This is a genomic window from Streptomyces sp. 13-12-16, assembly GCF_002114215.1.
In the GTDB taxonomy this organism is placed as follows: Bacteria; Actinomycetota; Actinomycetes; order Streptomycetales; family Streptomycetaceae; genus Streptomyces.
Window position 1 is genome coordinate 1 of sequence record NZ_NCTE01001096.1, and the last position, 1,110, is coordinate 1,110.

A 1,110-nucleotide genomic window follows, 5' to 3' on the forward strand; every position below is an offset into this window, starting at 1 on the left:
CAGCCGCCACGCCGCCGCCACCAGCTCCGCGCGGTGCGCGGCGTCCGTGACGTCCCCGGGCAGCGCCGTCACGCGCGTGCCGTGCGCCGACACCAGCCCCGCCGCCTCCGCCAGGGGCACCGGACTCCGCGCGTCCAGCACCAGATCCCAGCCGCGCTCCGCCAGCGCCAGGGCGAGCGCCTCCCCGAGCCCCTTCGAAGCCCCCGTGATGATCGCAACCGGCATGACAACCGTCCCCTCGTCCTCGGCCGCCGCTCGATCGGCGTGCCCCCAACCTAGGGACCGGCCCGCCGCCACCGCCTCGGGCCCGGGACGCAACGCCCCGGGGCCCTTCGCCCTACGCCACCGACCCCGGTCCCGCGGTCCTACGCCCCGGCTGGGACGGCGGGACCTCCGACCTAGGTCCCGCGGCCCGCCCGACGGCCGCCACACGTCCGATCCCACCGTCACCGCCCGCCGGTACCGTGAGGACATGAGCCACGGCCCCCGGTCCGGCCTCGCCGCGGTGAGCTCCGCGTTGCTGGCCATGAGCAGGCACCTCGAGGTGCGCGACGTCCTCAAGACGATCGTCGCCTCGGCACGCGAACTCCTCGACGCGCAGTACGCCGCGCTCGGCGTGCCCGACGACCACGGCGGCTTCGCCCAGTTCGTGGTCGACGGCGTCAGCGACGACGAGTGGAAGGCCATCGGCCCCCTCCCGCGCCGGCACGGCATCCTCGCCGCGATGCTCGACGAGGCCGCCCCGCAGCGCCTCGCCGACGTGCGCCGGGACCCCCGCTTCGAGGGCTGGCCCAGCGCCCACCCCGAGCTGGCCGACTTCCTCGGCCTGCCCGTCCGCGACGGCGACGAGGTCCTCGGCGCCCTGTTCCTGGCCAACAAGAGGTGCCCCAAGCCCGAGGGCGCCTGCGGCTTCACCGAGGACGACGAGGAACTGCTCGGCATCCTCGCCCAGCACGCCGCGATCGCCCTGACCAACGCCCGGCTCTACGAACGCAGCCGCGAACTGACCATCGCCGAGGAACGCTCCCGCCTCGCCCACGAGCTCCACGACGCCGTCAGCCAGAAGCTCTTCTCCCTGCGGCTCACCGCCCAGGCCGCCGCCCGCCTCGT

The 1,110-nt window shown here is 75.6% G+C and carries 2 protein-coding genes; one reads left to right on the plus strand and one right to left on the minus strand.

Going from position 1 to position 1,110, the window contains the following annotated elements:
- Window positions 1-225 (minus strand): SDR family NAD(P)-dependent oxidoreductase (locus tag B7767_RS35805; protein ID WP_143652816.1); only part of this gene is annotated, 225 nt, incomplete at its 3' end.
- 247 nt (window positions 226-472) lie between these two features.
- Here B7767_RS35805 and B7767_RS35810 point away from each other — a divergent pair.
- Window positions 473-1,110 (plus strand): GAF domain-containing protein (locus tag B7767_RS35810; protein ID WP_143652817.1); only part of this gene is annotated, 638 nt, incomplete at its 3' end.